At 70.7% G+C, this 24,872-nt stretch carries 33 protein-coding genes; 5 read left to right on the top strand and 28 right to left on the bottom strand.

Annotation, left to right across the window (positions count from 1 at the left end):
- Nucleotide 1 precedes the first annotated feature (1 nt).
- The 10 genes from ABZX67_RS19240 to ABZX67_RS19195 form a co-directional block, all read right to left on the bottom strand.
- Nucleotides 2-2,170 carry a hypothetical protein gene (locus ABZX67_RS19240; RefSeq protein WP_355361636.1) on the bottom strand — a complete coding sequence of 723 codons (2,169 nt, stop codon included), beginning with the start codon at nt 2,168-2,170 and terminating at the stop codon, nt 2-4.
- Nucleotides 2,171-2,415: 245 nt separating this feature from the next.
- A complete protein-coding gene (locus tag ABZX67_RS19235) occupies nt 2,416-2,877 on the bottom strand; it encodes a hypothetical protein (protein ID WP_355361634.1) in 462 nt (153 codons plus the stop codon).
- Nucleotides 2,874-3,341 carry a hypothetical protein gene (locus tag ABZX67_RS19230; RefSeq protein ID WP_355361632.1) on the bottom strand — a complete coding sequence of 156 codons (468 nt, stop codon included), beginning with the start codon at nt 3,339-3,341 and terminating at the stop codon, nt 2,874-2,876. The genes ABZX67_RS19235 and ABZX67_RS19230 overlap by 4 nt, the downstream gene beginning before the upstream one ends.
- Nucleotides 3,342-3,354: 13 nt before the next feature.
- Entirely contained in the window at nt 3,355-3,780 is a 426-nt protein-coding gene (locus ABZX67_RS19225; RefSeq protein ID WP_355361630.1) for a minor capsid protein, read from the bottom strand.
- Nucleotides 3,770-4,129 carry a hypothetical protein gene (locus ABZX67_RS19220; RefSeq protein ID WP_355361628.1) on the bottom strand — a complete coding sequence of 120 codons (360 nt, stop codon included), beginning with the start codon at nt 4,127-4,129 and terminating at the stop codon, nt 3,770-3,772. The genes ABZX67_RS19225 and ABZX67_RS19220 overlap by 11 nt, the downstream gene beginning before the upstream one ends.
- A complete protein-coding gene (locus ABZX67_RS19215) occupies nt 4,126-4,443 on the bottom strand; it encodes a hypothetical protein (RefSeq protein ID WP_355361626.1) in 318 nt (105 codons plus the stop codon). Before ABZX67_RS19215 ends, ABZX67_RS19220 begins: the two co-directional genes overlap by 4 nt.
- Complete coding sequence (locus ABZX67_RS19210) at nt 4,440-4,838, bottom strand: hypothetical protein (RefSeq protein ID WP_355361624.1); 399 nt, start codon at nt 4,836-4,838, stop codon at nt 4,440-4,442. The genes ABZX67_RS19215 and ABZX67_RS19210 overlap by 4 nt, the downstream gene beginning before the upstream one ends.
- Before the next feature lie 2 nt (nt 4,839-4,840).
- On the bottom strand, nt 4,841-5,089 hold the full coding sequence (locus ABZX67_RS19205; RefSeq protein ID WP_355361622.1) for a hypothetical protein: 249 nt from the start codon (nt 5,087-5,089) through the stop codon (nt 4,841-4,843).
- Nucleotides 5,089-6,099 carry a major capsid protein gene (locus ABZX67_RS19200; RefSeq protein WP_355361620.1) on the bottom strand — a complete coding sequence of 337 codons (1,011 nt, stop codon included), beginning with the start codon at nt 6,097-6,099 and terminating at the stop codon, nt 5,089-5,091. Before ABZX67_RS19200 ends, ABZX67_RS19205 begins: the two co-directional genes overlap by 1 nt.
- Nucleotides 6,100-6,118: 19 nt before the next feature.
- Nucleotides 6,119-6,805, bottom strand: coding sequence for a hypothetical protein (locus ABZX67_RS19195; RefSeq protein ID WP_355361618.1), 687 nt, complete (start codon nt 6,803-6,805; stop codon nt 6,119-6,121).
- Between the two features lie 44 nt (nt 6,806-6,849).
- Here ABZX67_RS19195 and ABZX67_RS19190 point away from each other — a divergent pair, with 44 nt between their 5' ends.
- Entirely contained in the window at nt 6,850-7,347 is a 498-nt protein-coding gene (locus tag ABZX67_RS19190; RefSeq protein WP_355361616.1) for a restriction endonuclease, read from the top strand.
- 99 nt (nt 7,348-7,446) lie between these two features.
- Here the strand turns inward: ABZX67_RS19190 and ABZX67_RS19185 are convergent, their stop codons facing one another.
- The 6 genes from ABZX67_RS19185 to ABZX67_RS19160 all read right to left on the bottom strand — a co-directional run bounded on the left by ABZX67_RS19185 (nt 7,447) and on the right by ABZX67_RS19160 (nt 14,561).
- Entirely contained in the window at nt 7,447-9,684 is a 2,238-nt protein-coding gene (locus ABZX67_RS19185) for a phage minor capsid protein (RefSeq protein ID WP_355361614.1), read from the bottom strand.
- A gap of 385 nt (nt 9,685-10,069) precedes the next feature.
- Nucleotides 10,070-11,647: a phage portal protein gene (locus ABZX67_RS19180; protein WP_355361752.1), complete on the bottom strand. Its 1,578-nt coding sequence runs from the start codon at nt 11,645-11,647 to the stop codon at nt 10,070-10,072.
- A complete protein-coding gene (locus ABZX67_RS19175; protein ID WP_355361612.1) occupies nt 11,535-11,972 on the bottom strand; it encodes an HNH endonuclease signature motif containing protein in 438 nt (145 codons plus the stop codon). The genes ABZX67_RS19180 and ABZX67_RS19175 overlap by 113 nt, the downstream gene beginning before the upstream one ends.
- A gap of 70 nt (nt 11,973-12,042) precedes the next feature.
- Complete coding sequence (locus tag ABZX67_RS19170; protein ID WP_355361610.1) at nt 12,043-13,278, bottom strand: PBSX family phage terminase large subunit; 1,236 nt, start codon at nt 13,276-13,278, stop codon at nt 12,043-12,045.
- Complete coding sequence (locus tag ABZX67_RS19165; RefSeq protein ID WP_355361608.1) at nt 13,275-13,721, bottom strand: helix-turn-helix domain-containing protein; 447 nt, start codon at nt 13,719-13,721, stop codon at nt 13,275-13,277. The genes ABZX67_RS19170 and ABZX67_RS19165 overlap by 4 nt, the downstream gene beginning before the upstream one ends.
- A gap of 138 nt (nt 13,722-13,859) precedes the next feature.
- Nucleotides 13,860-14,561: a hypothetical protein gene (locus ABZX67_RS19160; protein ID WP_355361606.1), complete on the bottom strand. Its 702-nt coding sequence runs from the start codon at nt 14,559-14,561 to the stop codon at nt 13,860-13,862.
- A gap of 121 nt (nt 14,562-14,682) precedes the next feature.
- Here ABZX67_RS19160 and ABZX67_RS19155 point away from each other — a divergent pair, with 121 nt between their 5' ends.
- On the top strand, nt 14,683-14,883 hold the full coding sequence (locus ABZX67_RS19155; RefSeq protein ID WP_355361604.1) for a hypothetical protein: 201 nt from the start codon (nt 14,683-14,685) through the stop codon (nt 14,881-14,883).
- 9 nt (nt 14,884-14,892) lie between these two features.
- Here the strand turns inward: ABZX67_RS19155 and ABZX67_RS19150 are convergent, their stop codons facing one another.
- From ABZX67_RS19150 to ABZX67_RS19115, 8 genes are all read right to left on the bottom strand, one after another.
- Nucleotides 14,893-15,654: a hypothetical protein gene (locus ABZX67_RS19150; RefSeq protein WP_355361602.1), complete on the bottom strand. Its 762-nt coding sequence runs from the start codon at nt 15,652-15,654 to the stop codon at nt 14,893-14,895.
- A 14-nt stretch (nt 15,655-15,668) separates the two neighbouring features.
- Entirely contained in the window at nt 15,669-16,010 is a 342-nt protein-coding gene (locus ABZX67_RS19145) for a hypothetical protein (protein WP_355361600.1), read from the bottom strand.
- Complete coding sequence (locus ABZX67_RS19140) at nt 16,007-16,192, bottom strand: hypothetical protein (protein WP_355361598.1); 186 nt, start codon at nt 16,190-16,192, stop codon at nt 16,007-16,009. The genes ABZX67_RS19145 and ABZX67_RS19140 overlap by 4 nt, the downstream gene beginning before the upstream one ends.
- Entirely contained in the window at nt 16,189-16,479 is a 291-nt protein-coding gene (locus ABZX67_RS19135) for a hypothetical protein (RefSeq protein ID WP_355361596.1), read from the bottom strand. Before ABZX67_RS19135 ends, ABZX67_RS19140 begins: the two co-directional genes overlap by 4 nt.
- A complete protein-coding gene (locus ABZX67_RS19130; RefSeq protein ID WP_355361594.1) occupies nt 16,476-17,297 on the bottom strand; it encodes a hypothetical protein in 822 nt (273 codons plus the stop codon). Before ABZX67_RS19130 ends, ABZX67_RS19135 begins: the two co-directional genes overlap by 4 nt.
- Nucleotides 17,294-18,109 (bottom strand): hypothetical protein, encoded by an 816-nt coding sequence (locus tag ABZX67_RS19125; protein ID WP_355361592.1) that lies wholly within the window; start codon nt 18,107-18,109, stop codon nt 17,294-17,296. The genes ABZX67_RS19130 and ABZX67_RS19125 overlap by 4 nt, the downstream gene beginning before the upstream one ends.
- Nucleotides 18,110-18,265: 156 nt before the next feature.
- Complete coding sequence (locus ABZX67_RS19120) at nt 18,266-19,423, bottom strand: DNA cytosine methyltransferase (protein WP_355361590.1); 1,158 nt, start codon at nt 19,421-19,423, stop codon at nt 18,266-18,268.
- Between the two features lie 53 nt (nt 19,424-19,476).
- Complete coding sequence (locus ABZX67_RS19115) at nt 19,477-19,746, bottom strand: hypothetical protein (protein WP_355361588.1); 270 nt, start codon at nt 19,744-19,746, stop codon at nt 19,477-19,479.
- Nucleotides 19,747-19,908: 162 nt separating this feature from the next.
- Here ABZX67_RS19115 and ABZX67_RS19110 point away from each other — a divergent pair, with 162 nt between their 5' ends.
- A complete protein-coding gene (locus ABZX67_RS19110) occupies nt 19,909-20,388 on the top strand; it encodes a hypothetical protein (RefSeq protein WP_355361586.1) in 480 nt (159 codons plus the stop codon).
- 678 nt (nt 20,389-21,066) lie between these two features.
- On the opposite strand, the gene ABZX67_RS19105 is transcribed toward ABZX67_RS19110, so the two are convergent.
- A complete protein-coding gene (locus tag ABZX67_RS19105; RefSeq protein WP_355361750.1) occupies nt 21,067-21,645 on the bottom strand; it encodes a vitamin K epoxide reductase family protein in 579 nt (192 codons plus the stop codon).
- Nucleotides 21,646-21,713: 68 nt separating this feature from the next.
- Nucleotides 21,714-22,220 (bottom strand): DUF5949 family protein, encoded by a 507-nt coding sequence (locus tag ABZX67_RS19100; protein WP_355361584.1) that lies wholly within the window; start codon nt 22,218-22,220, stop codon nt 21,714-21,716.
- 148 nt (nt 22,221-22,368) lie between these two features.
- Between ABZX67_RS19100 and ABZX67_RS19095 the strand changes: the two genes are divergently transcribed.
- Nucleotides 22,369-22,701, top strand: a complete 333-nt coding sequence (locus ABZX67_RS19095) for a tyrosinase family oxidase copper chaperone (protein WP_355361582.1) — start codon at nt 22,369-22,371, stop codon at nt 22,699-22,701.
- A complete protein-coding gene (locus ABZX67_RS19090) occupies nt 22,685-23,551 on the top strand; it encodes a tyrosinase family protein (RefSeq protein ID WP_355361580.1) in 867 nt (288 codons plus the stop codon). Before ABZX67_RS19095 ends, ABZX67_RS19090 begins: the two co-directional genes overlap by 17 nt.
- Before the next feature lie 133 nt (nt 23,552-23,684).
- Here ABZX67_RS19090 and ABZX67_RS19085 read toward each other — a convergent pair whose 3' ends face one another.
- Nucleotides 23,685-24,026 (bottom strand): chaplin, encoded by a 342-nt coding sequence (locus ABZX67_RS19085; RefSeq protein ID WP_355361578.1) that lies wholly within the window; start codon nt 24,024-24,026, stop codon nt 23,685-23,687.
- A gap of 153 nt (nt 24,027-24,179) precedes the next feature.
- Nucleotides 24,180-24,716 carry a hypothetical protein gene (locus ABZX67_RS19080; protein ID WP_355361576.1) on the bottom strand — a complete coding sequence of 179 codons (537 nt, stop codon included), beginning with the start codon at nt 24,714-24,716 and terminating at the stop codon, nt 24,180-24,182.
- Nucleotides 24,717-24,872 lie beyond the last annotated feature (156 nt).

The raw sequence follows: 24,872 nt of genomic DNA, 5'->3' as shown, positions 1-24,872 counted from the left end.
ATCACCCCCTTGCCTTCATGTGCCAAGCGAGCGCGGTCGCGTTCTGCTCGGGTGTCTGCTCGCCGCCGTGCCAGTGCTCGATGTGGACCGAGGCGCCGCCGGCGATGTTCGAGCCGAATCCCTGTGCCGCGGCCCCGTACGCGCCGACGGCGGGTTGTGCCATGGCGGGGACGGCGGGCGGGGTGACGAGTCGGCGCATGGTGCGGTCGACCGCGCTCTGCCCGCCCTCGATGCCTCGCACGAGACCGGCGGGAATCCAGCGGCCGACGTCGCGAGCCATGACCTTGGACGGGGACGCGATGCCCAGCGCACGCGCGATGGGGCCGGGGATCATGTCCTTGGCCCAGCCCATGACCTTGCTTTTGATCCAAGAGCCCATGGACTTGATGCCGTTCCACAAGCCCCGAACGATGTCCTTGCCCTTGTCGAGCAGGAGGGAGCCGAGGGAGCCGAGGGCGGACGTGATGCGGCCGGGCAGTCCGCGCAGCCAGTCGACGGCGGCGAGCGCGAGCTGAATCTGTCCGTCGCGGAAGCGGCGGAACGCGGCCGTCGCGGTGTTCCACAGTTTCGAGGCGAGACTCGCCAGGGCGCCGACGATGCGGCCGGGGAGCCCGGCCACCCATGAGATGGCGGACGCACCGAGGTTGCGCACGGCATCCCAGGCTGCGGAGAAGCCGGACTTGATCTTGTCCCAGTATTTGACGATCAGGCCGACCGCGATCCCGATGGGCCCGGTCAGGATCGCGAGCAGCATCGGCCAGTTGGCCTTGACGAAATCGATCACCCACCCGGCGGCGGACACGATCCCGTCGAACGCCGCCTTTAGTAGCTCCCAGGCGGCCGAGGCCGCTGCTTGGATGCCGGACCAAGCAGCCTGGACGATCTGCCGGAACGTTTCGCTTTTCTGGTAGGCGAGGACGACGCCGGCGACGAGCAGCGCGATCAACCCGACCACCAGCAGGATCGGGTTCGCCGCCATGACGGCGTTCCAAGCGGCCTGCGTCGCCGCCCACGCGCGCGTGGCGGTTGAGCTGAGCGTCTGCCACAGCGTCCACGCTTTGACCGCGATCGTCACCGTGGCGATCACGATCGCCAGAGCGGACAGGACCGGGGTCGGCACTGCGCTGATCACCTGCGCGAACGCGTTGATCAGCAGTGCGGTTGTGCCGAGCAGCGGGGCGAGGGCGACGAGCAGGTTCGCGACGGCGCCGCCGAGGTTGCCGAGGGTCTGCGCCCCGGTGCGCGCGAAGTCGAGGAACGCCTCGAACCCGGAGGAGTCGCGCAGTCCCTGCCCGAACGCGGCGAACCGGGCCGTCAGGTCGGCGAGCCCGCCCGACATGCCGGTCGAGACCGGCATGAACGCCGAGAGGATGCCGGCGAACCCGACCGCGATGTTCTTGAGAACGTCGAGGAAGTTCGCGAGGTTCGGCCCGGCGGACTCGCCCATGTCGGCGGCGAACCGCTTGAACGGCGCCGACTCGACCCCGGCGCGCACCTCGTCGAGGAACCCGCTGAACGCGGCTGCCGCGCCCTTGACGAACGGGGTCAGGGTCGGCAGCAAGTCGCGCAGCAGCTCGATGCCCTTGGTGAAAACGGGCATCGTGGTGGAACTCAGCGAGTCCGACCACTGCTTGACGTCCTCTTTGAGGCCGATGAACGACCGCGCGGTCTCGCGCGTCGCCGGCGGCATCTCGGCGAGGGCGTCTCTGTACGCCTTCTGTGCGGCGGCGGCTTCCTCGCCGCCCTTGGCCGCGGCCTCTTGCGCTGCGGTGTAGAGCTCGTACGCTCCGGTGACCTGTTCGAGTTGCGGTCCGGCGGCGAGCGTGAACGCCTTGACCGCAGCTTGCGCCGACGCCGCCGCGGCGGCGAGTCCGCCGACCGCGACGCCGACGGCCGCGACGGCGGGCAGTCCGACGCCGATCCCGGCAACCGCCTTGCCGAGCAGCGCGAGCCGCCCGGATGCCTCATCGGCGCTGTCGCCGACGCCCTCGCCGAGCGAGGCGCCCATCTCGGCGGCCTCGGCGACGAACCGGCCGCGCATGTCGCGCAGCCGCCCGTCGGTGCCGCGCTGCAACTCGCGCAGCGCCGCCTCGGTGGCCTCGACGCCGCGCTGCGCGCCGGAATCGTCGAGGTCGATGAAGCCTGTGAGCTCACCGATCGTGAGGGCCAAGGGGCGATCACCCCCTCGGCGCTATTCAGTTGTTCAGTGATCCATCGGCACTCCGGTGAGTCGTGCGATCTCTGATGGGTCGGTCACGGTGCGGGGCGTGCGCTGCCACAGGCGGCCGAACGCCGACTCGGCGGGCAGTCCACCGAGCAGGACAAGGAACCGCCGGGTCGACAGGCGCGCGAGCTGCTCGGCGCCGAGGTGGTACTCGCGGGCGAGGTCGGACTCGACCGCAGCCCAGTGCGCGACTACCGCCTGCCAGAGCTCGCCGGCTTCTTCCCCTTGCTCTTGGTCCGGCGCTCTGCCCGGTTCCCCGGGGCTTTTCCCGCCGAGCCGTTCTCGCGCTCGTCGTACAGGCGCGCGGCCTCGGCCATCGTCACCGAGCCGGGGGTGCGACAGTTCGCGGTCGACCACACGAGGACGACGCCGAGCTGCCGGTCGGTCATGCCGTGCTCGGCCCACGCGTCGAGCGCGTCCGGTCCGAACAGTGACGCAAGCATCTTGCGGATGTCGTCGGGGTCGGCCGAGTCCTTGAGCCGTTCCATCTGGAGCGTGAACAGCAGAGGGAGGCTCGTCGGCAGCGTGTACTCGCGGCCGTACAGCTTGAGCGGTACGCCCGTGCGCTGCTCGGCCTGCTCGGAGAAAAAGGCGTCGAAGTCGGCGACGTCGCCCTGCTGCTCGGCGGCCAGGTCGCGGGGGTTCTCGGTCACGTCGTACCTCCCGCGACCGCCGCCGTCGTCGGCTTGCCGCACCGAGTGAACGTGGCGCCCCAACTGGTCTTATCGTTCGTGCCGCCGGACTGCTCGCCCGGGGTCACGGTTGCATCCCACAGAACCCATACGTTCTGCGACTTGTGACGCCACCGGATACGGCCCCGGGAGTCGGCGCCGAGTCGGTAGGTCCATTCGTTGTCGATGTACGCCTGCCCGGGGTCGGGCGTGCCGGTCGTGACCTGCGCGTACAGCCCTTCGACCTCGATCGTCGCGCCGCGCTGCATCACGTCCTGCTCGTAATAGCCCTCACTGTCGTTCGTGGTGGTGTCGGCGGTCTCCTCGTTCTCCGACTCGTTGCGGTTCCAGCTCGTCAGGTTCCCGATGCGCAGCCACGTCTCGGTGGCGGCTACCTCGTCGCGAACCTCGAAGATCCAGCCTCGGGCGTCGATGGGGCGGCCCAATGGCGGTACCTCCTTACTCGGTGCGGTGTGTGGTGGGGTTGGCGACGTCGACGGCGAGGTTCAGCACGTGCTCGTGACGGCCGGTCGCGTCGGTGCCCATGGGGGCCGGGGTGGAGCGGGCGGCGGCGAGGATGAGCCACACGCCGCCCGGCAGCTCGACGCCGGCGAGCCCGTGCAACGCGCCGTAGATCGCCTCACAGCGGCGGCGCGAGACGCGCGGGTCGGCCGTGCCGCGCACGCGGACCTGTAGCGCCCGGGTGTCGTAGGCGTTGCGCGTGTCCTGCGGCCCGGCGTCGTACAGCCACAGCCCGACCGCCTCGGCGGGCTCGGGCGGAAGGGTCTCGATGAAGCAGTCGCCGCTCGTGCCGGTCGGGTCGTAGACGAGCAGGCCCTGCTCGTCGAGGTAGCGGGCGACCGCGTTGAGCAGATCAGCGGCCACGGAGTGACCGCCGAAGCTGCGCGGCGATCAGCGCGGCGACCGTCGCCGCCTCGCTCTGCATCGGGCGCTCGAGGTACTTCGCCGACCGCCCGGGGGCGTGCCGGTAGCCGAGTTCCTCGTGCTGCCGCACGGCGTACGGGGTGTCGTACGAGACGGCGGCCGTCAGTTCCTGCCCGTCGACAGACACGGTTCCGGACCGTTCGAGGGTCGCCTCGTTGATCGGGACGAGCTTGCGGGACTCGGCGAGGACGTGCTCGGCGCCGAGCAGCAGTCCCCGCAGTGCGCCCGCGCGGGTGCCGCGCAGCACTGCGTCGCCGTTGAGTCGGAGGCGGGATCGCTGCCGGCTCATTCGCACATCACCTCCGTGGAGGCGGGGACCGGTAGGCCCGGGGCGGTGTGCGAGGCGGTGCTGATAGCGGTCGTGATCCGCCCGCCGGGCAGGGTGACGCGCGAGCCGGGCGGGCAGTCCATGCCGGGGGCGGCGATGATCTGCGCGGTGCTGATCGCGTCGCGGCCGTCGGCGGCGCGCACGGTGCGGACCGCCTCGCCGACGAGCGCGGGGTGTTCGACCTTCGGCCCGTACGTCGGCCCGTACGCCGAGTCGCCGACGTACGGCTCGACGCCGACCCGGTGGCGGAGCAGGGACGGCGGAACGCGGGTCACCACTGCTGTACCTCCCCGGGCGTCAGTCCAGCGCGGCGCAGCGCGCGCACGGCCCGTGGGGCGAGCTCGACGCCGGACGCGCCGGATGTCGAGGCGGCGCGGCCGGACAGGGACACGGGCCCGATCGAGACCGAGTCCCACTTGCCCGAGGCGCCCGTGCCGTCGTCGCCGGCGGCGAGCCAGAACTCGACCTGTGCGCAGACCGCCGACCCGAGGGCGACGGCGATCGTCGGGTCGGTCGGGTCGCCGTCGTCGTCGACGGGGTAGATCGCGGTGAGCAGCGCCGAGTCGATGTCCTCGCCGGCCCGCGCGATCAGCCGGTCGGCTTCGGGCGGGGCGGGGGTACCGAGCCATGCGGCGAGCTGCTCGGGAGTGGTGTAGGGCTGTCGGGCCAAGGTCACCCCCTCGCGCGGCGGGAACCGGAACGGCCCGCCGACTTGTCGTCTGGCGGGCCGTCCGGCTCGGTGGTGGGGTTCTCGCCCGGCGGTTCGTCGTCGAGCGGCTCGACGGTGTACCCGGCTCCCTGGCAGTAGCCGATGATCGCCACGTCGTCCGTGGTGGCGGTGCCGTCGATGAAGTGGAGACCGCCGGGCCCGTCGCCGGTGTAGTCGCTGATCGGGGCGGTGATGCGCACGTTCATGGGCATCACGCGCTCTTGATGTTGCGCAGCACGGCCGCGGCGCGGGTCGCCTTGAGCACGGGGGCGAGCGGCCCCATCTCGACCTCGCCGAGCTTGACGGCACCGGCGCTGTTGAAGTCGGGCAGCCATGTCTGCACCAGGGGAACGGACGCGACCGAGGCACCGTGGAAACCGTCGAGCCCGTACCTGATTGCGAACAGGTCACCGAGGCCAGACACGTTCCCGCCCGTTCCGGCGCCGTCGGGGTCGCGGGTGACGAGCCCGATGACGTCGGCGTTCGAGCCTGCCTTGCTCTTGAGGTCGATAAGGGGGATGCCGTTGTACATGTTGACCGGGCGGCCGAATGCGTCGGTGCCCTTGTCGAGCTGGTCGGTCCACGCGGCGATGGACTTGAAGAGACTCAGCGTCTTTCGGTTGCCGTAGATCACATCCGGCATCTCGTCCATGGTGGCGAGCCAGTTGTCGATGTGGCGCTGCGCGGCCAGGGCGGCGGCCTTGTCGTTGATCGCCGTCCAGTCGAGGTAACCGGACGCGACCCCGTTCGCGAGCGGCAGGTACTCGGTGTCGGTACCGGTGAGGATGCGCGAGAGCCCGTCGAACCCCTTCGAGTCCGTGGATCGGTCACCGTTGATCACGGCGTCCGCGAACTTCGCGCGGCTCGCCTTGATCTTCTGGCTCATGTTCAGTGCGACCGCGCCGGACGCCGTCGCACCGATGCGGGAGATCACCCGGTCGACTCGGAAGCTACCGCCGAGCGGCACGAGGTCGACGTCGTAGCGCTGCGTCGTGACCTCGCCCGGGGCGTATTCCGTGTTGAGCTCTCGGAACTCGGCGGTCGCCTGTGTGATCAGGCGCCGGTATCCGTAGGTCAGGGTGTCGCCGCCACCGGTCGGGCTCACGGTGTTGTCGAACGTCATCCGGTCGAGGATGTCCGAGGACTTGCGGAACTCGTCGATCACGTTGAGATCGACATCGTCTTGAGCGTTGTTCCGGGCCTCGGCGAGAGAGGTAGGCAAAACGTTTCTCCTTGGAGGGTCAGCCGCTGCTCATGCGGGCGGCGACGGCGTCGTGCAGGGTGGTCGCGCGTCGCTCGCCGGCGGGCGGGCCGTTGAACTCGCCGCCCCCTCGGGGCGGGGTCGCGTTGGCGCGATAGAGGTCGGGGTCGGCGTCCACGGCCGCCTTGATCGCGGAGGTGAGCTTGTCGGCGAACCCGCTGTCGAGCGGGTCGAGGTCGGCGACCGAGGTGAGGAAGGAGCGCGAGTTGAGCAGCCGGTCGCCACGCGCTCCTTCGTCGGCGGCGACCCGGGCGACGGCGAGCTCGACCCGGGCGGTCCGCAGCTCGGCGGCGTGCTCGGAGAGCAGCCGGTCGCGCTCGGCGACGGCGGCGGCCAGGGCGGCGGGGTCCTGCTCGCTCTCGCCACCGTTCGGGTTGAGCGCTCGCGTCACGGCGTCGAGAGCCGCGCGCAGTTCGTCGCGCTCGGCCGCGGCCTGCTCGGCGCGGGTCGTCGCTTCGGCGAGCTGCTGCTCGGCGGCCGGATCGGCGGCCGGCGGCGCGCCGGGGGCAGGGTTCGGGTCACCGGACGGCGGGGCGGCGGGGTCGCCGCCCTCTCCCGAGCCGCCCTTGATGGGCCAGATCGGGCGGCCGTCCCGGCGGTAACCGAGGGCGCGGTCGCCGGTACGTGGATGCAGCGGAAGAACGTCATCAAGGACGCGTCCGGACATGGTGGGCTCTCCCTGTTGTCAGTGAGGGTGTCTAAGGTCGGGGCATGACAAGGTCTGCTGATCACGCGGCGACGGACCCCAAATGGCGGGTGTACGAGAAGGCGGTCGCCGAGTACGTCAGGCAGCTAGACCCGGGCGTGACTGTCGAACACGACCAGCATCTGCCCGGCCTCTTGAGCGGTCGCCCTCGGCAGATCGACGTGCTTGTGCGCGGCAGGCTGGCGGGGGAAACGATCCTGATCGTGTGGGAGTGCAAGGACTACGCCCGCCCGGTGGGACTCGGGACGGTCGAAGAGTTCATCTCGAAACTCGTAGATGTGGGGGCGCACAAGGGCGTCTTGATCTGCTCCGAGGGGCTCACCGAGGCTGCGGTACGGCGTCTGGAGAACACGACGCAGCCGCGAGTCAGCGCGTACCAATTTCAGGTGGCACAGCCCGAGGAGACGTTCGAGGACTGGTTCGAGGACTTGTCCGAGGAACTTCCGGAATTTCGGCGGCGACGTAGCCGCCCACCCAAGCGGCGCGCAGCCGAGGGTCGTTGAAGCGGGGGGAGACGGTCGGCGGGTGCCCGGCTCGGGCGGCGGCGAGACCGGCCTGCCGAGCCCGTAGGGCATCCTCGCGGAAGCCCAAGCGATCACCCCCTAGAACTTGCGGCGTTGGTCCTCGCGGGCATGGCGGGCGGTCTCGCCTGCGCCGGTGCGGACGCCGGTCACCTGCTCGGTGAACTCGGCGAGGGTGATCCGGGGTGAGACCTCTTCCCAGAACCTGATGAGGTCCTCGCTCGCGCGGGCGTAGGCCACGTGCGAGGGGCCGCTGAACAGTGACCGGGGGTCGACGTCGGCGGCCCGCGCCTTGCGGTTGAGCAGGTTTCCGCGCGTGTAGTCCTCGGCGGCGAGCCACTGCACGTAGATGTGCTCTTGGTACATCTCGCGGATCTCGTCGCGGCTGTACGCCTCGCGCGCGGCGCGCTCGGCGAGCTCAAGCTCGTACGCCCACCGTTCGACGGCGGACATGTCCTCGGTGCCGTCCGGGCCGCGCTCGACGTCGGCGCCGTACGGACCCCACTCGTCGGGGTCGGCAGGCGGCGGGTCGTCGAGGCGGATCGGATGCATGGCGGCGTCGAGGGCGTCGCGCGCCGCGAGAGTGTCGGCGACCGTCGCCCCGACGGGCGGTGGGGGAGGCGCGGGCGGGTGCCGGCGGTCGATCTCGGCCGCGATCCGCGCGGCGTCCTCGGGCCTCGCGTAACGGATGCCCCACACGAGCAGCTCGTCGCCGAGCCCGGACAGGTCGGCGGCGAGCTGCCCGCCGGGGAACAGCTCGGCCAGGGCGCGGCGGCGGTGGACCTCGGCCCCGATCGCCGGACCGTCCTCGGGGACGTTGCGGGCGCGGGCGGCGAGGTCGCGCTCGGACATGCCGACCAGATCCGGGCGGATCTCGGGCATGGCGGCGTCGATGTCGCGCCGGTCGGCCTCGGCCATCACGCGCAGCATCTGCTCGTCGTCGAGGTGGGGCGCAACCCGGGCGAGCTCGTCGTCGCTGAACTCGGCGAGGTTGTCGACCATGCGCCCGCCGGGGCGGATGCGGTCGAGCAGCTCCGCGAGGTCGCGGCGGTCGCCCTCGGCCCGGATGCGGTCGAGGTCGCGCTCGTCGAGCACCCCGGGGCGCATCGCCGCGCCGAGCTGCTCGTCGGTCAGCTCGGGCAGAGTGCGGTCGTCACCTGCCCGCACGCGAGCGGCTTGGACCGTATCGCCCGGCGGCGCGGTCGCGCTGCTCGGGAGGTTGCCCGCCCCGGGCTGCTCGCGCTCGCGCCGGCGGATGAGCTCGGGGTGCTGCGAGAGGTGCTCGCGCATCCGACCCTGCCACTGCCGCACCCGCGCCTCGGCCGCGCGTTTGGCCTCGGGCGTCATCGCCGCCGCGGCCCGGTTCTTCCACTTCCTGATGGCGCGCTCGATCGCGCGCTGCCGCTGTGAGGCGGCGTACCCGTCGGGGTCCTCGGACTGCTCGCCCGGGACGCGGGTCACCCCGGGCAGGAACGCGCTCGTCGAGTGACGGCAGTTGGGATGCTGCAACCCCTGGCGCCGCGCTTCGTCGAGCGATCCGGCGACATGCACCCGCACGGTGCGGTCGTCATCGATGGCGTGCTCGACCTCGATCGTCCGAGCACCGCCGGGACCGTCGAGCGCGAGCACCTTCCCCTCGAACGGCGCACACAGCGGGCAGTTATGAGGGGCGTTGGAAACGATCACCAGAGTGATACCGGCGGCGCGCAGCCGGTCACCGTGCGCCTCGACCGCAGCACGGCCAACGGCCGTCCGTACGGCCATCTCCGCGTAGCTCGTCATCTGCCACGACCGGCCGCTCTTGTCGACGAACGACGTCAGCCCACGGTCGGCGAACTGCTGCATCGCCCGTTGCGCGGCCTGCCGGCGAGTGTCGATCCCGAGCAGCGGCGTCGCGACCACGGCGGCGATGACCTGCCGGAAGGCATCGAGCACGCCGCGCAGGATGCCCCGATGGGTCGCGGTGACGAGCTCGACCGTTTCGGCGGCGATCCGGTCGACCGCCCGAGTGTTCGGGGTGCCGTCGGCGGCCCGGCGGGCGTCGGCGTCGGAGAGAGCGCCGAGCTCGACGAGTCCTGCCCGCGCTCCGATGTCGTACGCCTCGGTCACGGCCGAGAACACCTCAAGCTGCATCGCCGACGCGAGGACGTCGACGACGCTCGCCGCCGCCCGCCGCAGCGGCTGAATCGCCGCCAGCTTCGCGACCGCCCACCCCGGGGCCTCGAATCCGTCGGCGAGTTGCCGCGCGACGAGCGCGAGCAGCCGCTGCTCGGCGTCCGCGTACAGGTCGCGGACGGTGGCCGAGAGATCCTCGGCCATGGCGGGGTGAATGGGCACGGCACCCCCCGGAATATCCCTTTATGAAACGAAACAAGCAGATCGCAACTAGGGTCGCCGTGTGAACTACGCCACAGCTAATTTCGGCCGGGGGGTGGCCCAAAATGCGCACTCGGTGCGCTTGATCAGCGGTTTCCCGCAGGGTTGACACATATAACTTTATGCCGCGACCGCATGGGGGTAAATTAGTGAATTCCGCGCTTCTTGTACTCTCCGTTGCATGGGAATTGATGCGCAGATCGCAGCCGTTTCTACTTCCTTCTTCGCCCTGGTCACGGTGCTTCTGTCCGTAGCCATGTGGCACCCCGAGCCGCAAATTCGGGCACGAGCAGAACGACTCCTTTGCGTAATCTTTCGGGCCCAGTAGCTACACCAGAGTGCCCGCCTGCATGGGGTCGGGGACGGCGACGCCGGATTCGACGAGGATGCGTTCGACCTCTTCCTGTACGGCGACCGAATCCCATTCGGGGTGCAGCATCCGAACCTTGGTCAGCACCGATACCGCCTGTGCCTGCTGCAACAGGGTGAGCGTCTGGGCGAGCGAGGACGCGTCCTCACTGATCGAGTCGCCGAACGCGACCGTCGGCCGCTCGGGCACCAGTCGGGGGGTGAAGAACTGCCGGTCGAGCAGCAGCATCACGTGCAGCATGTCGGCGACCGGCGGTGACCAGTAGCGGACTTTCTTGCCGCGCGTGGTCATGGACCGGCGCTCGCGTGCCCGGATCTCGGTCGCGGTCACGGCCGCGCCCTGGTCGCCGAGTCCGAACGTGGCGACCGAGTAGCCGGCGCTCTGCACTGCCTGCCGGGTGATCGCGGTCGAGGTTCGCTCGTGCTCGTCGACCCTGATCGCGAACTGCGAGAGGGTGATCTGATTCCCGCCCTGCTCGGTGGGCGGGACGTTCAGGAGCTGGAAGATCTCGCGGTCGTCGTCGAACGACGCGCCCTGTCCCGGGCCGTGGTCGCGCAAGTAGCCATCGGGCACCAGCAGCCGGGCGCGGGCGAGCCGCAGATCACGAATCCACGATGTCCATGTCGTATCCAGTGCGTCGAACAGGTCATAGATCGGTACGGCGAAGTCCGAGCGTCCGAACACCGAGCCACGGTTCTTCCTGTTCGGCCTGATGTTCGGGCAATAGGCGGCGGTGAGCTGCTCGATACCGGTCTCGATCGCGTCACCTTCCGGGCCGAGGGAGACGGCCAGGTCGGCGACCTCGACGTGCTCGGTCAGCGGAACCCGTACGCCGAGGTTGTCGGCCGACCCTTCGTAGAGCGCGTGCAGGATGCGGCCCGGCTCGTGGCGTTCGAGATGCCGCCACACGGTGGCCGAGGTCGAGGTGAGCTCGCGCCAGAACGTCACGGCCGACAGGCGGCCCCACCGGAATTCCGGTACGGCGGCGTCGGGGTGGACGCTGGTCAGCAGGGGCCGGTCGGCAAGCGAGCGATCCCACGTGACCCGCAGGTACACCGAGCCGAGGGCGGCGGCGACCTCGGCCGCTTCGAGCAGCGTGTTCGCGATGCCGTCGGACTCGGCGAGCTCGTCGAGCCGGTCCTGAGTGCCCGCGTCGGTCACGGTGAGCTCGGGCGGCTCGGCGAACAAGAGGTCGGCCGAGGCGCTCGCGATGTCGCCGGCGAGCGGGATGTGCAGCCGCTGATCGCGGACGTTGGGCCGCGGCTGCCGGTCGCGCCCCCACAGTCGACGGCGGCCGTCGCGCCGTGCGGGGCCGTCCCGGTAGACGGCGGTCAGCTTGGCGTGATCACCGGAGTACCAAGCATCGTCGACCTTGATCTCGGCGTAGTGCTTGGCGAGCTGCGGCGGCGGCCACGCGACGCCGTTATCGGGCAGGGGCACGGTGCACCTCCCGCCGTCGTCTCGTCCGGGCGCGCAGCGCTGCGCACCGTCGGCAGTGCCGGGTGCCGTTCGGGGCGACGTAGGTCGTCGCGTGATCGAACTCATGGCCTCGGGCGCAGTGCGTCTGTCGGGCACGGCGGGCGGCGGGGGACACGCCCCGCAGGATGTTGGTGCGGGTGGTGACCACGTCGAGGTGGTCGGGGTTCACGCAGTGCCGGCGGCGGCACAGGTGGTCGATCACGAGTCCGTCGGGTATCGGTCCGCGCGTGAGGGTGTAGGCGACCCGGTGCGCGTACTGCGGTCGCCCGCCGACCTTGACCTGTCCGTATCCGTTGGGCTTGACGTGCCCGGTCCAGTCCCAGCAGCCGAGGGGGCCGTCGACGATCTTCGCGAGGAACCGGTCGGTCAGAGAAGGGGGCACGCGATCACCCCCTCGACTGCTCGGGCCCGGGGCGCGGCGAGGCGACCTCGGGCAGGGAAGGGGGAGAGGTTCAGGCGGCGGTCGTGAGCAGGCCGCGCCACTCGTGCGCGGTGCTGTGGACGACGTACCTCAAGGCGTCGACCGAGTGATCGTTGAGCTTCACCGGCCGGTCCTCGCCGCGCGCGGCTGCTTCGTCCGACCACACGTATTCGGGAAGCTCGGCGAGCAGCCCCTCGCACGACTCATGGATGAGCAGCAGACCGGCGTCGAGCGCGGACGCGACCGAGCGGATTCCGTCGATCACGTCGTTCTTGGCCTTCGTCACCCCGGGGTGTCCGTCCGCCCACAACTGCGTGGAGAAGGACGACGCCGAGGGGTCGACGAACGTCCACTCGGGTTCGATGTCGAGCTCGTCGAGCCACTCGCGGACGGCGCGGCTGTACTGCGCGTCGGTCAACTGGCGGTGTGCGGCGCGGGAGTCGTGCCGCCACTCGCTCGTGACGTACAGGCGCCCGTCGTCGCCGAGCCCGAGGGTCAAGGCGGCGAACGGGTTCACCGTGCCGTAGTCGACGCCCGTCCAATATCGGCGCATCGGCGGGAGTTCGGTCACGACGTGCCGCTGCTCGTCGTACATGTCGAATACCGCACCCTCGGCGATCACCCATGCGCCGTCGATCATCCGCCGGCGCCAGAGTCCGGAGTATTCGGCGGACAGCGCGGCGACGTACGCCGGGCTCAAGCTCGGGTTGTCGGCGAGGCGGAAGTGCCATGACGCGAGGTCGAGCTCGCTCTGCCGGTCAAGGTAATTGACCTTGAACCAGTGTCTCGGCGAGTCCGGGTTCGTGGTCCCGAGCAGCCGCGCCCCGGGGACGCTGAGCCTCGCGAGCAACTGCGTAAAGAAGCCCTCGGGCATGAGGGTGATCTCGTCGCAGTAGGCGAGCGAGGCGGTCAGACCTCGCAGCCGGCCCTCGGCCCGAGCGTCGCTCGCGCCCACGAGGTGGACGACGCGACCGAGGATGACCGCCGTCGTCGCGCCCCGGGTGTGGCGCACCTCGGCGGCGACCGGCCCGAACAGCTCGGGATCGGCGAGGGGTTCGAGAACGTTCCTCTCGATCGTCTGGAGACTGCGCCCACAGATCAGGATGAGCCCGGACGCCGGCGCCCGCCGGACGGCGAGCAGGAAGGCGAGCAAACTCGCGATCGTCTTCCCCGACCGCACGCTGCCGTGCCAACAGCAGATGCGGGCGGTCGCCTCGCGGATCGAGCGAACTTGCTTGTCGGACAGGGGCGGCGGCGAGGGGATCACCCCCCGTCGGCGTCGTCTCCCGTCGGCCCGAGCAGGGCGTCGGCGAGACGGTCGAGCATCGAGCCCCCGGTGCTCCCGGTGCCGCTCGTGCGGGCGAGCTCGGCGACCTTGGCGTGCACCTCGGTCAGTGCGCGGGCGGCGGTGGCGTAATCGCGGGCATCGCGTGCTGAGTCGGCCGCGCCGACCCGCTCGACCTGAGCGAGGGCCCCGTCGAGGGCGTCGTCGGCGAGCTGCTCGCGTCGGGCGGAAGCGTCGGCGCGCCGTGCCTCGGTGGCGGCGGCGACGCGCGCCCCGCCGCTGAACGCGAGGCCGAGGTCGGCGGCGATCTTCGAGACGGTGGCGGCGCTGCGTCCGGTCTCCCGGGCGATGGCGTTACGGGACTTGCCCTCGGCGTGCAGGCGGCGGACCGCCTCGCGGTCGGCGTCGGTGATCGGGTCGGCCACGGGATCACCTCCCGGGCACGCGAACGCCCCGCCACCGGGGGGATGGTGGCGGGGCGAAGATCAGCGGATTGTTTCCGGGCACGCCGGAGGCGCTCCCGACTCTAGGTCACGAACGGATAACGGCGCAACCCTTATCGATCACTCGGCGAACGGCAGCGACGCGTGCACGAGCATGGCGGCCCGCTCGATGTGCGGCACCCCGTGCGAGACCTCGAACGCCTCGCGGTCGGCGTTGTACTCGATGACCGTCCACCCCTCGGGGTGCAGCTCGACCGCGCCGACCAAGTCGCCGTAGTAGGCGACCTCATGGCGGACCACCGGACCGGGGACGGGCCAGACCTCCCACCCTTCCCCGTTGAGCCCCTCGGGGAGCTCGCCGCCGAGCAGTGACGGCATGGCGCGGGTGTGCCACTGCATCGCGTTGCGGGCGTCGATCTTCTCGATCGCGTCGGCGACGGCATCTCGGCGGGTCCGCTGGTCTCGGGTGACGAGCCATGCGTCGGCGTCGGCGTCGTCGTGCCACTCGATCACGCGCCACGCGTCGATCAGGTGGTACGCGAGGTAGGCGCGCCCGCCGCGCCAGAACAGCCAACCCATGTCACGACGCCACATGCGCGGTGCGGCCCCGGGGTCGCGCGGGTCCTGCTCGGGGGCGAGCGGCGACAGGCTCGCGGCGTCGAGACTGCGCCACTTCCCGCCCTTGTCGAACGCCACGAGCACGACGTCGCGGCCCGAGGGGCTGCGGTCGGCGGGGACCGTCGCAAGCGCCGTGCCGTACGTCTCGCCGCGCGGGGTGGTCGCGATCACGCGCTCGTCGTTCTCGATCTCGTTGAAAAGCATGGGTGGTTGCCCTCTCGTCCGGCTTTGCCTCGGGGTGTACGTACACCTAAGCATGGGGTGTACGTACACCTCAAGTGGTTCCGCTGGATCGGTGTACGTACACCCGGCTAGAGTTCGGGCCATGGCCAATCAGCCCAAGACACAGCACCGGTCCGTGCGCATCGACGACGCCGATTGGGCGGACCTCAAGTCACGCGCGCCCGGGGGCGACCGCTCGGCCGCGATCAAAGAGCTCTTGGCGTGGTACCTGCGCCGCCCGGGTGCCGAGCTGCCCGAGCGTCCGCCGGCACCCGGGCCGGCGGACGTCCCGAGCGAGGACTGACCCGCCCGGTCACGCTGCGGCGGGGATGTCGACCCCGAGCGCGGCGATCAGCTCGGGGAGGTCGTCCCACTCCCACACCCGCGCCCGTTCCCTGCTGTCGAGGGGGACGGGCGCCGTGCATGTCCGTCCGCCCGAGCAGGTCACGCTCGGCGGCCCGTCGGGGGCACTGTGCAGGGTGAGCTCGCCCTCGCACCATGGGCACGGCTCGGGTAGGGGAGTCTCGCGCCGGTCGAGGCCGAGGGCGCGCAGCACCCGGGCCTCGGCGATCCGCGCGGTACGCCGCGCTTCGTGCAGCAGGTAGAGCGGCAGCACCTCGAACGGCGGGGGAGCGAGGGCCCCGTCGAGCTCGCGCTCGGGCGCGGTGTCCTCATCGAGCACTCGACCCTCGACCCACACGCACGCCCAGTGCAGCCCGTGCCGCCTGCTGCCCGCCGCACGGTGGCTGTCCGGTGCGCTCGGGTCCGTGCACACCCAAGCTCGGGGGTCGCCCGGCTCGGTGCGCTGGACGGCTGCGGCGAGGGTGTCGGCGAGGTCGAACACGAGCCGCTCGACCGCCCGCCCGGCGTCGAGCGCGGCGAGGTTGAGCGGGGCGGGGTGCTCGCGCAGCACGAGCGGGGCCCGGTCCTCGACGAGCTGCTCGTCGTCGCCCTCGCGCATGGTGTGCGCGAGCTGCCTCGGTGGCCAGTGATCCGCCGGCGGCGTCTCGATCGCGAGCAGCAGCGCCGCCCACTGTCCCCGGATCGTGCGCAGCGCGCGCACGGTTTCGTTCACAGCCTGTGCGTAACTCATCGGTCCCCCTTCCCGGCCGCCGCGCGCAGCGCCTCGACCTCGGCGGCGTACTGGTCGCGCTCGGCCTCGATCTCCCGCATCGCCTGCTCGGCCGCCTCGATGCGGTGGCGCAGCTTGAGGGCCGCCGACTGCTGCCCGCCCGCCGACCGGCGGAACGCGTCGCACTCGGCGACCTCGGCCGCGGCCAGGTCGCGGAGTTGCCGCGCGTCCTCTCGGGTGAGAGCGCCTCGGTCGGCTCGGGCGAGCAGCACGAGCAGCGCCTCGCGCCGCTGCTCGCGGACCGCCTCGCGGGCGAGGGTCCGGCCGCGCCGCGACCGGGTTCGGGTGCTGTGGTTCATTCGGTCTCTCCGTTCTCGGCTCGGCGCGTCGTCGAGCAGGTGGTGCAGGTGGTCGAGCAGGGGGTGCGGTCGATGCGGCGCAGCTCGCGGTCGAGGCGGTCGTCGATCCGGACCGCGTAGGCCAGGGACGCGCCGAGCGCGAGGGCGAGCACAGCGGCGAGGGCGAGCAGGGCCGGGCTCATGGGGTTCTCTCTTCGGTCGTTCGGGAACGGCGCAGCAGCCGAGCGAGGGAGCGCCGAGCGCGCGGGGCCTCCCGCGCGCGAGGCGCGACCGGTCGCGCGCGGTGGTGTTCGTGGTGCAGGTGAATACCGGCATCCCGCACGCGACCGAGTTCGTCGGTCATGTGCCATCCCTCGATGGCGAGCCGATCGGCGAGCGAGGCGACGAACACGGTCGCGAGGTGCGGCGGTACGTCGAGCTCGTCGGTCAGTTGGGCGGCGATCACGGCTCGGGCGGCGAGCGGGATCATCGGGCCTCGCCCCCGCCGCTGGTGTGCCGGGCGCGAGCGTCTCGTCGAGGTGCCGGCGGTTGGCACATGATCCGAGCGAGGCGCACCTGCTCGTCGTCGGCCGCTTCGCCGCCGCCGAGTTCGGCGACCACGGCCTCGACGCGCGAGGGGTGGACGCCGTTCAAGGGGCGTCGCCCCTTGCCTCGGTTGCGGAAGCTCGAACGGCACTGCTCGTCGACGGCGGCGAGGCAGTAGGGGCACCCCACCGAGAGCGGGTCCGGCACGCCCTCGGCGACGAGCTGCTCGCGGTGGGCGCGAGCCTTCCGAAACGGACGCAGATCGGCCGCGACGTGATCGGGCATGTAGCGGCGCGGCCCCTTCCCGACACCGGACATGAGCGCGGCGAGACGTTTCTGCCCGCCATGGTCGATCTCGGCTCGGTACTGCGCGGGCGCGGCGTGCCCGGTCGCGACCGCCGCCCGGGTGCCGAGCAGCTCGGCCCGCCACGCCGCCGGATCATCCGGGTCCGCCGAGGGCACCGGGTCGGTGTGCCGGTTCATGAGCTCGGCCCGGTGCGGCCCCCATGCGGCGAGCAGGTCGTGCGGCTCGATCGGGCGGAACTGCGCGGAACGGTCGCCGTTGCGCTGCTCGTAGTAGCGGCGGGTCGCACGGGCGGCGTCCCATGCCACGTCCGGCATGGTGGCCGGGACGTCGGCGACGGCGGCCGTCCACTCCGCGATGGTGCGGGCGGACTGCTGCGGGTCGGCGAGGGCACGGCGCACCCGCGAGTCGAGCGTTCCGGCGAACGCCAACAGGGCGGCGATCTGCTGCTCGTTCATGGGGTGCTCTCCTTCTGTGCGTGGAGCAGGGCGAGGCCGGCGGCAAGGTTGTCGGCGTAGGCGGCGGTCGACGACGGCGGCCGCGGCGGCGAGGCCGACGGTCGGTCGAGGTCGGACCAGACCTTGAGCCAGTAGCGGGCCGCTTTCGGGGCCTCGCCCGGGACGGTGCGGCGGGCGGCGAGGCCGACCAGGGCCTCGACGCCGTGCTGCTGCATCAACCGGTAGACGTCGCGCTGTTCACCGAGCGAAAGAGACCACCGGACGGTGATCGAGGCTTGGGCGAGGGCGTCGTCGAGCGGGCGCAGTTCGGGAATCAGCGCGGCCGAGCTCGCGCGCGGCTGCTGCTGTTGTGGTGGTGAGTAAGTAGGTACGTTCTGGGGGCCGATATCCGGCCCCCCGGGGGCCGGTCCTCGGCCCTCCCCCGGGCCGGTATCCGATCCCCCCGGGGCCGATGTCCGGCCCTCCCCGGGGCCGCTCACCGGCCCCCCGGGGGCCGATTCCCGACCCGGGCCGAAATCCGGTCCGGACCGATCCCCGGCCCCCTGCTCATCGAGGAGCGGCAGACGATAGACCGTCTCGCCCTTGGGTCCGGTCCTGCCCTCGACGATGGCGAGCTCATCCGAGGCGAGCAGGGCGTCGACCGCCTGCCGGACGGTGGAACGGGCGTGGCGCGTCCGCTGGATCAGCGCGGCCGTACCGGCGTAGGCGACGCCGTCGGCGCCGGCGCGGTCAGCTATCGCGAGCAGGACCAGACGAGCGGCGCCTCGGGCGCGGGACCGGGTCCATACCCAATCCGTCGCGGCGAGGCTCAACGGAACGTCTCCTTAAGGGATTCGGGTCGCCGGGCGGTTCGGGCCGCCCGGCGAGGGCGGCGGGTGTGTGGAGCGGGCACCGGTTGCCGACGATGTAGCGGCGGGTTCCGATCGCGCGGCAGTAGGCCCCGGCGGCGCCGTCCCAGAAATCGCAGATCATGCGGCGACCCCCTGTTCGTCGAGCCGATCGAGCAGCAGGTGCAGCGCGGCGACCGCCTGAGCGGGTACGACGCCGTTCCCGAGGGCGCGAAGCTGCGCCGAACGGGACAGGCCCGGTACGCCGGTCACGTGGTGCTCGTCCAACCCCATGAGCCACTCGACGAACGCCGGGTTCAGTCGCCCGTGATCGTCAGTTGGCCGGGGAGCGGGGCGGGTGAGTTCCTCCCACTGCTCGATGGAGCCTCGGAAGTCGCCCCACTCGACGGGGTCGAGTCGCTCACCATCGGCAGCACCACCGCCGACAGGGGCGGGCGGAACCCCTCGCCCGGACGACGCCCCGGCGTGCCCGTGTCGCTCGCCCTCGGGGTCGGCAGCATCCGCGCGGCCGTGCTCGCCAGGGTCAACCCGTTCCGATACCGCTGGTTCGGGCTGCCCTTCGAACCGTCGCTCGCCCTCGGCGTCGGCAGCATCCGCGCGACGCTCGTCACCAAGTCGTCGCCCCCCGAGGCCGGTCGACTGGCTCTCGCGTAGTCCGGACCCCGCTCGCCGTCCGCCGCTGCCGGCGTCGGCAAGAGCCGATCCATCACCACGTTGGCGAGCCCATCGGAGAACCCGCGCCCCCGGTAGTCCCTCGCCCTCGGCGTAGGCAGGCACCGCGAGGATGAACACCCGCTGTCGGATGTGCGGAGCGCCGATCTCCGAAGCGCGTACGCACGCCCAAGTCGCATCGAACCCGAGGCGGGCCAAGTCGCCGAGTACGGCGCCGAGTGCTCGCAAAGGAGGCTGACCGCTTCCGTCTCCCAGACACCACGGGCACGGTTCCACGTCGCTATGGGCTTGCGTCGAGAGGAGACCCGGGACATTTTCGATCACCACCAATCGGGGGCGTAGGACTTGGATTGCTCGGGCGACGTGCAGCCACAGACCGGAGCGGGTTCCGGGCGCGATGCCCGCCATCCGTCCGGCGAGCGAGACGTCGGTGCACGGGAAGCCGACGGCGACGATGTCGACGGGCTCGACGTCCGTGAAGTCGACGGCGGCCAGGTCGCCGAGGTTGGGAACCTCGGGCCAGTGGTGCGCGAGGATGGCCGCGGCGCTCTCGTCGATCTCGCAGTGCCAGACCACCGATCCGCCGAACACCTCGCGCACGGCCATGTCGAGACCGCCGTACCCCGAGCACAGACTGCCGATCCGGGGACCGGCGGCCGTCACTTCTTGGCACCCACGTATCGGGCGTAGACCCGGTGTTCGACGCGTCCCTGCTCGACCACCGAGCGGGCGACGGCCTCGAACTCGCCGGCGGGGTAGGCGGACAGTCGACCACTTCGGATCGCCTGCGCGGCGGACGACGCTCGGGCGATCGAGGCGAGCCGCTGCACGATCCCCCACTGCCCCGGACGCTCGGCGAGCTCCATCGCGATCAGCGCGTGCTTGGTGTTCCGGCTGCGCGGCGGAGCCTCCACAAACTCAACGCTCACAAGATCCCCCATGTGTTGCTGAACACGAACAGCGTCTGCCAACGAGCAGCCGATATGGGCTGTTCGTCTGTTGCTGTTCTCGAACAAGAACAACGTAAGCAGGGGTGAATCAGCACGTCAACGCAGTTCCGGACTGGGCAGTTCGGGGCAATGGCTGCTTAGATGAGCCTGTTCGCGTTCTGCGACAAGAACGGAGATGAGACACCCGTGTCCCCCACAGGCGGCGAAAGCCTGACGCCCTTCACTGACATGGTTCGCGAGGTGCTCGCGGTCAAGGGCGCGACCCTGCGAAGCGTGGCCGAGCGGGCAGTCGACCCCGAAACGGGTAAGAAGCTCCAGCACACGACGCTCCACAAGATCGCCAACGGCGAGAGCTATCGGCGCGACAGGTGGATCGTCGGCGCCATCGCGGCGGCGACCGGCCGAGACCTCTCCGAGGTGCGCCGCGCGGCGGCGGCCGAGTGGGTCGGACTGACCGCCGACGACATCCTCGGCATGTCCACTCCCGAGGTGTCGGTCGTGGTGGCGTACAAGCCCGGAACACGCCCCGAAGAGTTGACGTTGGTCAGGGAGGCGCTCAAGAAACTTGATCTTGAAGACGCAACCATCCGGGTGGTGGGTGAGTCTGACCCAGCGTCGTAAGCGCGTGACCTGCGGTGATATGCGGGGTAATGTGAGATGGCCTTGCCTCGGGCATATGTTCGAGTGAGGCACCCGGCCATGCCACGAGGGGGGCATCTTGTACCGCGTCCGCCGTACCCGACTCGACGACTCAGCACCCGCAGCAGGCCGCGCCACTGCCAAGAGGCGCGACATCCTGCTCGACGACCGGCACATCACTGATACCGGCGCCATAGCCCTTGAGGCTGTCCTGAACGCCCTGCCCCCCAGCGCCGGCGAACAGGACCGAGGCACCGAGAGCGGCGAGCCCAAGTCCTGAGCAAGCATCCGGGCGTAGCAAAGGGGCCGTGCGGCACGCGCCGCACGGCCCCTTCTCCGTGTCTCTGGGGGCATCACGTCGGCTCTCCGAGTGCCCCCAGCCGAGACCGCTGGCCGAGGGGCATCGGGCCTGCTGGGTGGTGCCGACGTGATGCCGGACGGCTTCGGAAGGGTCGGCACCGGCTGACACTCGAACATGCGATGAAGCCCTCTGACCTGCACGTTCTGATACTCGCCGGTACCGACTAGAACCCCCCATCATGAATGATCTTGAGCTCGTAATGCGTAGGTCTCGGGTTCGAATCCCGAAGGCGGCTCAGCCGAAAGCCCGGCTCGGATCTCATCCGAGCCGGGCTTTCTCGTTGCGTGTGTCAGCGAATGTCAGCTCGTCCAGAAGTCCCACCAGCGGGTCAGGATCAGCATCCCGATGATCCCGATGTGCAGGACGGGGAGCACCCAGGTGAACTCGTCGAGGAAGCCGCGCAGGGCGCGGGGCGCGGGCAGGAGGCCGTTGCGGATGGTGTGGGAGGTCACGTACCAGAACATGACGATCGTGGCGGTCCAGGCCAGGGAGCACCACAGGCACAGGGCGTGGATCTCGTACAGGGACTGGTACATCAGCCACATGCAGAAGCCGACGCCGAAGAGCGTGCCCGCGTTCAGGCCGAGCCAGTACCAGCGGCGGTAGCGGGCGCCGGCGAGGAGGGCGGTGCCGATGGCGGTCACCATGGCGTAGGCGACCAGGCCGAGCAGGGGGTTGGGGAAGCCGAAGACGGCGGCCTGGGCGCTCTTCATGATGTTGCCGCAGGAGACGACCGGGTTCAGGCTGCAGCCGGGCTGGAAGTTCGGGTCCTCCAGCAGCTTGAACTTGTCCAGGGTGATCACCCAGGCCGCGAGGAGCCCCGCCGCGCCCGTGGTCACCAGCATCCATGCGAACGCCCGGCCCGCCCCCGTGCTCATGGTGGGGGTGGACCGGGCGTGCGACACCGTGTCCTTCGTGGTTGTCGTTGTCATGGTGGCGAGGGCGGTCAGACCCGTACCCTGCGGACCGGCAGCAGGCAGTGGGCGCTGGAGTGGAGCAGCTCGTCGGAGACGAAGGCGCGCAGCTGGTCCGGGCTGACCTCCTGGCCCCCAACGGCTTCCGGCCAGGGGCGGGTCGCGATGATCAGGTAGACCGTGCCGGTCTCGTGGGCGTCCTTCTCCCACTCCGGCGGGACGGGGTAATGCGCCTTCATGAACGGCAGCTCGAGGACGGCCCGCTGCGCCTCCACCAGCACCGAGACCGGGATCTGCGGTGCGCGGCCCAGATCGGTCAGGCGATCGCCGATCGACAGGCCCAGCTTCTCCAGCTCGGCCCGCATCGCCTCCCCGCCGGCCTCGGGGCCTGCGGCGCCGTCCCCGAGCGAGTACACCATGAGGAACGGCATGCGCGGTGTCTCGGATTCGGCGGTGGGGTCGCTGGTCCAGGCGATGGCGGCGAGGGTTCCCAGAAGGGAACGCTGCCGGCCCGGCGATTCGACGGTGGAAGAGGTCATGCCGCCGGATATTAGTGGTGTTGTCATGAGTGCTCCGGCGCGTTTCCACCCGTTCGGCCGATGGCACCGGGGCTCATTTCACTCTCCGGAACGGTTTTCGCGCCCTGTCGTTGTGCCCGGTGAAAGTCCGCCGGTAAGGAGGCCGTCGATGGTCGTCATGAGACGCCGCATCCCGCTGCGCACGCTGTTCGCGCTCACCGTCGCGGCGGTCACCGGCGCCGCCCTCTCCCGCGCCGCGCTCTTCGACGAGACGTACAAGGGACGGCGCATCCAGGGGCGGCGGATGTACGGGGGCGAGCTCGACGTCCGTGTCGACGGGCGCCGACTGCATCTGATGCGCTGCGCGGACGGCGGCTATCTCAGCCCGGTCGACCACTACCGGTCGTACCCCACACCGCTCGCCGCCACCCGTGCGGCGGTGGACGAGCTGGGCCCCGCGCGGCTGGCCGAAGGAGGCGCTGCCCATGGCGTACACGCGTAAGGACCAGCGCGATCTCACCGGCGCCGAGCGCAAGCGGTTCGTCGCCGCCGTGCTGGAGCTGAAGCGCGCCGGCCGGTATGACGATTTCGTCCGTACGCACGTCGAGTACTACCGCTCGGACGGCGACAAGAGGCTGCGGGTCGCGCACATGGCGCCGTCCTTCCTGCCCTGGCACCGGCAGTACCTGCTGGAGTTCGAGCGAGCGCTGCGGGAGGTCGACCCGAAGGTGACCGTCCCGTACTGGGACTGGACGCGGGACAACACCCCCGCCTCCTCGCTCTGGAGCGAGGACTTCATGGGCGGCAACGGGCGCCGGCGCGATTTGCAGGTGATGACGGGCCCATTCGCGTACGCCAAGGGAGACTGGACCATCAAGGTCGGGGTCACCGAGAACCGGTTCCTGACGCGGAACTTCGGCAATCCGGCCGACCCCGTCGCCCTGCCCACCCGGCGCGAGCTGGCAGACGCGATGGACGAGACCGTCTACGACTCGTACCCGTGGAACTCCACGAGCCGTACGGGTTTCCGCAACAAGCTGGAGGGCTGGACGCGGGAGCGCGGCAACGGGCGGTGGCGCAACCACAACCGCGTCCACCGGTGGGTCGGCGGGCTCATGCTCGGCGGCGCCTCCGTCAACGACCCGGTCTTCTGGCTGCACCACGCCTTCGTCGACCTGCTCTGGTCGCGCTGGCAGTCCGAGAACCCGAGGGCCGGTTACCTGCCCGACACCCCGCCTCCGCGCGGCTCGGACCAGCACCGGCGCGTGGTCGCACGGGACGAGCGGATGCCCCCGTGGAACGTCACGCCCGCCGAGCTCGCCGATCACCGACGTATCTATCGGTACGGATAGCGGTACGGATAGCGGTACGGACAAGGGGGGAGACAGCCGAAGGTCCCCCGGCCGGTGGGGGCCAGGGGACCTTGACGGGGTGGAGCTCGGTGGAGCGGAGCGCGGCTCGGGCGCGGTCGGGCGCGGGCGCGGGTCAGCCCATGTGGCTGTTGCCGCCGTAGCCGTTGTCGCCGTTGTTGTAGTCGTCGTGGCCCTTGCCGTTGTCGTAGTCGCTCTCGGACTTCTTCTTGTCGCCGTCCTTGTTGATGCAGACGTTGCCGAAGGCCGGGTTCAGGAGGCCCACGAGGTTGATCGTGTTGCCGCAGAGGTTGATCGGCACGTGGATCGGCACCTGGATGATGTTGCCGGAGATGACGCCGGGGCTGTTCACGGCGGCCGCATCGGCCTCCGCGGCGGCGACGGCCACACCGGCTCCGCTCAGGGCGACAGCGCCCGTGCCGACGATGATGACGGCAGCCTTCGCGATGCGAGACATCACAAACTCCTCGTACAGGGGAAAACCGACCGCGGGCCCGCGGTCGTCACTTCTCTTACAACGTTTGCTGTTTTAGGGAGGTAACGGCTGGATCCGCATGAAGAGCTCATAACGCGCCCAATATCCCTCTTTCGGACGCGTTCGGTTACGACGTCAGCTCTCGGACTCGGGGTCGGCGCCGGTCAGGCCGAGGTGCGACTCCAGGATCCCCGTCACGGCCGGCGGCAACACGCCGACCTGCGGCAGCTCGACCCCCGGCAGCCCCAGCGACTCCGGGCGCGGCAGGGTGAGCGGGGCCTCGACCTTCGCGCCTGGGGTCGTGGTGTGCAGGTCGGAGGCGGGCGCCGAGAGCAGCGCCCTTGTCACCGGCTGGTCCTCAATGAGCTCCGGGAGGGAGGCGGTGATCAGGGTCTCCGGCAGCGTGCCCGTGAACGGCACCTGCGGCAGGTGCAGCGGCTGGACCCGGCCGTGGGCGGCCGCGGTCGGCCCCATGGGTGCGCCGGGCATGGGGATCGGTACGCCGGTGCTCACGGTCGGAGGCGCCATGGGGAGCACCATGCCGAGCGGCTGGAGCGGTACGTCCACGGGGGCCGCCGGCGCGGCGGCCGCGGGAGTCGCCAGGGCTGCCGACGCGGCCGAGGCCAGTGCAGTGACGACCATTCCCACGCCGACCTGAGTTTTCGGGTTCATGTGCTGCGTACGCCTTCCCGGGCTTGTGAGTACGTTGCTGACTGAATGAACGAGCACGCGCCGATAAACGCGTCAGAATTCGCCTGGTTGCAGCAACGACAACCACGGCGTGAACGGACGCGGATTTCGGCGCCGGACATACGGCGGGGCCGGGAC

Origin of the sequence: Streptomyces sp. NPDC003036 (assembly GCF_040611175.1) — a bacterium.
Taxonomy (GTDB): domain Bacteria; phylum Actinomycetota; class Actinomycetes; order Streptomycetales; family Streptomycetaceae; genus Streptomyces.
Note: the sequence above shows the minus strand (reverse complement) of the source record. Positions and strands in the feature narration are given on the sequence as shown.

Bases quoted from the DNA above. Each gene is read 5' to 3' on its own strand.
- ABZX67_RS19145 (WP_355361600.1), bottom strand. From the start codon at position 16,010: ATGAACCACAGCACCCGAACCCGGTCGCGGCGCGGCCGGACCCTCGCC.
- ABZX67_RS19105 (WP_355361750.1), bottom strand. From the start codon at position 21,645: ATGAGCACGGGGGCGGGCCGGGCGTTCGCATGGATGCTGGTGACCACG.
- ABZX67_RS19080 (WP_355361576.1), bottom strand. From the start codon at position 24,716: ATGAACCCGAAAACTCAGGTCGGCGTGGGAATGGTCGTCACTGCACTG.
- ABZX67_RS19190 (WP_355361616.1), top strand. From the start codon at position 6,850: ATGACAAGGTCTGCTGATCACGCGGCGACGGACCCCAAATGGCGGGTG.
- ABZX67_RS19155 (WP_355361604.1), top strand. From the start codon at position 14,683: ATGGCCAATCAGCCCAAGACACAGCACCGGTCCGTGCGCATCGACGAC.
- ABZX67_RS19130 (WP_355361594.1), bottom strand. From the start codon at position 17,297: ATGAACGAGCAGCAGATCGCCGCCCTGTTGGCGTTCGCCGGAACGCTC.
- ABZX67_RS19095 (WP_355361582.1), top strand. From the start codon at position 22,369: ATGGTCGTCATGAGACGCCGCATCCCGCTGCGCACGCTGTTCGCGCTC.
- ABZX67_RS19120 (WP_355361590.1), bottom strand. From the start codon at position 19,423: ATGGCCGTGCGCGAGGTGTTCGGCGGATCGGTGGTCTGGCACTGCGAG.
- ABZX67_RS19140 (WP_355361598.1), bottom strand. From the start codon at position 16,192: ATGAGCCCGGCCCTGCTCGCCCTCGCCGCTGTGCTCGCCCTCGCGCTC.
- ABZX67_RS19135 (WP_355361596.1), bottom strand. From the start codon at position 16,479: ATGATCCCGCTCGCCGCCCGAGCCGTGATCGCCGCCCAACTGACCGAC.
- ABZX67_RS19090 (WP_355361580.1), top strand. From the start codon at position 22,685: ATGGCGTACACGCGTAAGGACCAGCGCGATCTCACCGGCGCCGAGCGC.
- ABZX67_RS19205 (WP_355361622.1), bottom strand. From the start codon at position 5,089: ATGCCCATGAACGTGCGCATCACCGCCCCGATCAGCGACTACACCGGC.
- ABZX67_RS19160 (WP_355361606.1), bottom strand. From the start codon at position 14,561: ATGCTTTTCAACGAGATCGAGAACGACGAGCGCGTGATCGCGACCACC.
- ABZX67_RS19195 (WP_355361618.1), bottom strand. From the start codon at position 6,805: ATGTCCGGACGCGTCCTTGATGACGTTCTTCCGCTGCATCCACGTACC.
- ABZX67_RS19100 (WP_355361584.1), bottom strand. From the start codon at position 22,220: ATGACCTCTTCCACCGTCGAATCGCCGGGCCGGCAGCGTTCCCTTCTG.
- ABZX67_RS19220 (WP_355361628.1), bottom strand. From the start codon at position 4,129: ATGAGCCGGCAGCGATCCCGCCTCCGACTCAACGGCGACGCAGTGCTG.
- ABZX67_RS19185 (WP_355361614.1), bottom strand. From the start codon at position 9,684: ATGGCCGAGGATCTCTCGGCCACCGTCCGCGACCTGTACGCGGACGCC.
- ABZX67_RS19085 (WP_355361578.1), bottom strand. From the start codon at position 24,026: ATGTCTCGCATCGCGAAGGCTGCCGTCATCATCGTCGGCACGGGCGCT.
- ABZX67_RS19110 (WP_355361586.1), top strand. From the start codon at position 19,909: ATGAGCCTGTTCGCGTTCTGCGACAAGAACGGAGATGAGACACCCGTG.